At 48.3% G+C, this 4,755-nt stretch carries 3 protein-coding genes; all 3 read right to left on the minus strand.

What is annotated here, in order from left to right; all coding sequences use genetic code 11:
* Positions 1–120: 120 nt before the first annotated feature.
* On the minus strand, positions 121–1,845 hold the full coding sequence (locus tag ACR2PX_RS01700) for an ABC transporter transmembrane domain-containing protein (RefSeq protein ID WP_433997627.1): 1,725 nt from the start codon (positions 1,843–1,845) through the stop codon (positions 121–123).
* 190 nt (positions 1,846–2,035) lie between these two features.
* Positions 2,036–3,268 carry an SLC13 family permease gene (locus tag ACR2PX_RS01705; RefSeq protein ID WP_433997628.1) on the minus strand — a complete coding sequence of 411 codons (1,233 nt, stop codon included), beginning with the start codon at positions 3,266–3,268 and terminating at the stop codon, positions 2,036–2,038.
* A gap of 222 nt (positions 3,269–3,490) precedes the next feature.
* Positions 3,491–4,462, minus strand: a complete 972-nt coding sequence (locus ACR2PX_RS01710) for a glutathione S-transferase family protein (protein ID WP_433997629.1) — start codon at positions 4,460–4,462, stop codon at positions 3,491–3,493.
* Between the last annotated feature and the right edge of the window lie 293 nt (positions 4,463–4,755).

Raw genomic sequence — 4,755 nt, forward strand, 5'->3', positions numbered from 1 at the left:
CATTACCTGTAAAACTGATGTTTTTTAGAATCAGGGAAAACAGCCTGACTGCTTCTCAGGAAAATCCGGCAAAACTATACGACGAAAGGTGTTCTACCTGTGCTTTGAAATTCCTATACATCAAGCCGCATTAAACTGCAGCTGAGCCAAACGGCTGTATAGCACAGAACTCTTCAGCAACTCTTCATGAGTCCCTGTCGCCACCAGTTTTCCCTGATCCATAACGGCGATTCGATCTACGTGAGTGATGGTTGCCAGGCGATGAGCAATAATCAGTGTTGTCCTGCCTTTCATCAAACTATCAAGTGCCTGTTGCACTAAATATTCACTCTGTGCATCCAGAGCACTGGTGGCTTCATCCAGCAGCAAGATTTCAGGGTCCCTCAATATGGCCCTGGCTATGGCCAGTCTTTGTTGCTGTCCGCCGGACAGTTTTACGCCCCTCTCTCCCAGGTAGCTGCTGTATCCCTGTGGCATTTGCTGAATAAATTCATCAGCATGAGCCGCTTTAGCTGCAGCAATGACTTCTTCATCGGTGGCGTCAGGATTGCCATATCTCAGGTTTTCCCAGACGTTGGCAGAGAACAGCACAGGGTGCTGTGGCACCAGGGCAAAGTGGCTACGTAAACGGGCAGGTTTCATTTGCTGAATAGGTACGCCATCCAACAATACCTCACCGGAGACAGGATCACGGAAACGCAGCAATAATTCGAAAAGAGTCGATTTACCGGCTCCTGAAGGCCCAACCAAAGCGACTCTTTCTCCAGGCTTTATATTCAGAGACAGGGCTTCAATAGCAGGGTCATCCAATCTGGATGGGTAGGCATAGGTCACCTGATCCAGTTGCAAGCTGCCTCCGACCTTTTCGGGTGCGACGGGGGCTTCCGGCTCAGTAATTTCAGACTTCCAAGCCATCAGTTCACGGATTCGATCCACAGCGCCCGCAGCTCTCTGCAATTCTCCATACACTTCCGTTACGGCAGCAAGCGAACCCGCCACCATAATGGCATAAAAGACAAATGCCGCCAGATCACCACCACTGAGATGCCCTTCGACAACATCACGACCTCCGACGTACAACATCCCACCTACTGCACTGAGCACCAGGAGCATAACCAGACAGATCAGTAACGCTCGTTTCTTGATTCTTTTGATAGCGACATCAAAGGCGGTTTCAGCAGCTCCGTTAAACCGTCTGACAACCAGGTCTTCCCGGTTAAAGGCCTGAACCACTTTAAGATTCTGCAGACTCTCCCCTACCCAGGCCCCGGCATTCGCTACTTTATCCTGACTCTCACTGGAGAGCTGGCGAATACGACGACCAATATAGATCAGGGGAAAAATAATCAGAGGAACAGCTACCAGTACCATCAGAGACAGCTTCGGATTGCTAAACAGCATCAGAGCCAGGCCACCGAGAAAAATAAGGGAATTTCGAAGCGCAAAGGAGATTTCTGAGCCAATAACCGATTGCAACAATGTAGTGTCAGTGGTTACGCGACTCTGAATTTCTCCGGAATGATTGTCATCAAAAAAGCCTGGATGCAATTTAACCAGATTGAGGTAGAGGTCTTTTCGAATATCGGCCACCACCCGCTCTCCCAGCCAGGAGACCAGGTAAAAGCGACAGTAAGCCCCTAATGACATGGCAACCACCAGCACCAGAAAGATCTGGAGCGACTGCCAGAGCCCACTCACAGAACCTTCAACAAAGCCCTGATCAATCATCAGCTTCAGGCCCTGACCCAGGCTTAATGTCATACCCGCAGTAAACACCAGCGCCAAAAGGGCCGCTATGAGTCGGAGACGGTATGGACGAATGTAGTGCCAGAGCCAAGTGAGCATCGCTGCATCCCTGTCTTTTATATAAATTTCACTGTTGCTGTTTTACCGAAAGGAAAAACAGATCCTCGATAGGCTACTGGCAGCTTTAAATAGAAGCAATTGAAATAAATAGCAGTATTTTTAATTTTTTTTGCTCTATTTCCCCCCACAGATCCGTGCTGGTACCAGTGGGGGGAAACATAAGGGACTATCAGGCAAAGGCGGATACGCTGAAGTAGACTACGAAGATACTGATAATGTTCAGCACCATACCGGCTTTCAGCATCTGGCTCTGTTTTACCTCACCCGTACCGTAAGCCAGTGCATTGGGAGGTGTGGCTACTGGCAGCATGAAAGCACAGGTAGCCGCTACACCTACACCAAAGACCAGTGAGTAGGTAATAGCCGGATTGAATTGATCGGCCAGAGCAATCATTACCGGAATCAGAATGGCTGCAGAGCCGGTATTGGAAGCCATTTCTGTCAGGAATATCATGAAGGCAATGCAAGCCATTATCAGCAACCAGCTGGGAGCTTCACTCAGCGAAGTCATGATATTGCCTGCCAGCCATGCAGAAGTTCCTGTGCCCTTGAGGATCATGGACAGACAAATACCACCACCGAACAGCAGCAGGATGCCCCAGTCGATTTTCTTTTCCAGTTCTTTCCAGCCAATGAGGCCAAGTGCAGGTGCAGCAGCAGTAATAGCCACCGCAATCAGGCGATCAAAACCTTTAACGTCCAGAAACTGGCCTATAGGTTTAGCGAAAATCCAGCAAACTACGGTGAACAGGAACAGAGCAATGGCACCTTTTGCCTGCGGGCTCCAGTTCATTTCAAAACCATCGCCACGGCTCTGGTTCACCTGGGCATCTTGTTCCGGACGGATAATCAGCCACATGGAAAACAGTACGGCGGGGAATAACATCAGAGTGCTGGGCAGACCTACTTTCATCCAGGTCAGGAAATCCAGGTCGAGTGCTTCAGCCGCAATACCATTGGGAGGTGAGCCTACCACTGTCGCCAGGCCACCGATATTGGCAGCATAAGCGGTGCCCAACACAACAAAGGTACGCATTCTGGGGTACTTCTTGTCGATCAAACCAATGGCAATCGGCAACATCATGGCTGTAGTGGAAGTGTTACTCATCCACATGGACAAAAAAGAAACCACAGTAAAGAACAGGATGACGGAAACCCATAAACGACCACCGGCCAGATAGGTCACCCGCTCCGCCAACCAGCGATCTATTCCGTAATTATTCAATAGTGCGGCCAGAGTAAAACCACCCATGAACAGGAAAATAATGGTTGAGGAGAAGTTCGACATTCCCTTGGCAAAGTCCAGCACCTGAATCAGGGCTGCGATGACAGGAACCAGCAACGCCGAAATGGGCAGTGGGACAATTTCTGTCATCCACAATCCGGCGAAAAACAGCAGCATGAATAGACCCAGCTGAGTGTCCGGCTGTTCTACCAGACCCTGGCCCAGGAAATAACTGATTACGGCCCATACCCCAATGATGGCGAGCCTCAGAGGAAGAGGTAAAGTGTTAATCGCAATGTTCCTTATTCAACATTAATCTTTATTGGTTTTTGATAGCAGAAAGATTAACTGTTTATCCGCCATCTTTTGTTGATTAATGTCACCTAAAAGCAAACTTTGTTAATTATTGTCTTTCTCTTCAGTTCGCCCATGAGGCTCCATGAAATCTATCTCAGGGCCAAGGGGAACAATGCGAGTCGGGTTAATGCTCTCATGACTGCCATAGTAGCGCTGTTTGATCTGCTCTAGATTGACGGTTTCTAGCACACCAGGATACTGGTACAACTCTCTGATATAAGCCCATAGGTTTGGATATTCGACCAACTTTTTCAGGTTGCATTTAAAATGCCCATGGTAAACAGCATCAAAGCGAACCAATGTCGTAAATAGTCTCCAGTCAGCTTCTGTTAGCCGATCATCACAAAGATATTTTTGTCCTGCCAGCGTTGATTCAAGCAAATCCAATGTACTGAACAGCGCCTTGCAAGCTTTCTCGTAAACGCTTTGTTCCGTAGCAAAACCTGCCTTGTAAACACCATTGTTAATGGTGTGATAAACCAGATCGTTGATCTCATCTATGTCGGCTCTTAAAGCCTCTGGATAGAAGTCATCATTATTGCCTGTCAGCTCATTGAACTCAGTGTTCAACATCCGGATGATTTCAGAAGACTCATTGCTGACGATTCTTTCGGTCTTTTTGTCCCACAAAACAGGCACCGTCACCCTGCCGGTATAGTTGGGTGTGTCCCGGGTATAAATTTGATGCATAAATTCTGATTGATAGAGATCATCACCCGTGGAACCAGTGTCTGGATCAAAACTCCAGCCCTTATCCAGCATGTCAGGGCTGACAACTGAAACACTGATCAGAGACTCCAGCTGCTTGAGTTTTCTGAAGATTAAAGTTCGGTGAGCCCAGGGACAGGCCAGGGAAACATAAAGATGATACCGCCCGGGCTCGGCCTTGAATCCCGATGAGCCATCTTTGGTAATCCAGTGACGAAAGCCGGCTGTTTCTCTTTCGAACCTTCCTTTTGTTTTAGTTGTGTCATACCACTGATCCTGCCACTCACCGTTTACCAGCAAACCCATAATCCACCTCAAGCACTTTGAATCTCCAGGAGTCTGGCCAGGCTGTCTATTCCCGGTCAGGCTCCCAGTACTCGAAACCTATTTGTTTGTCTCATTCAGTGACTCTTAAAGCGGCCATATGCAAGGCGAGCTTGTACAGGAATACCAGGGTCTTTCAAACAAGTTTAACGCAGTCAGATGGCCGCTTTAAGAGTCACCCTTCGGGCCAGAACGAGAGCTTCCATGACTGCGTTGTGATCACTTGAAAGATCCAGATATTACTGCGTTATCACGCCTTGCCACGAAAGCTCTCG

This window comes from Endozoicomonas sp. (genome assembly GCF_051008435.1).
Taxonomy (GTDB): Bacteria; Pseudomonadota; Gammaproteobacteria; order Pseudomonadales; family Endozoicomonadaceae; genus Endozoicomonas_A.

Bases quoted from the DNA above. Each gene is read 5' to 3' on its own strand.
- ACR2PX_RS01710 (WP_433997629.1), bottom strand. From the start codon at position 4,462: ATGGGTTTGCTGGTAAACGGTGAGTGGCAGGATCAGTGGTATGACACA.
- ACR2PX_RS01705 (WP_433997628.1), bottom strand. From the start codon at position 3,268: ATGCTGCTGTTTTTCGCCGGATTGTGGATGACAGAAATTGTCCCACTG.
- ACR2PX_RS01700 (WP_433997627.1), bottom strand. From the start codon at position 1,845: ATGCTCACTTGGCTCTGGCACTACATTCGTCCATACCGTCTCCGACTC.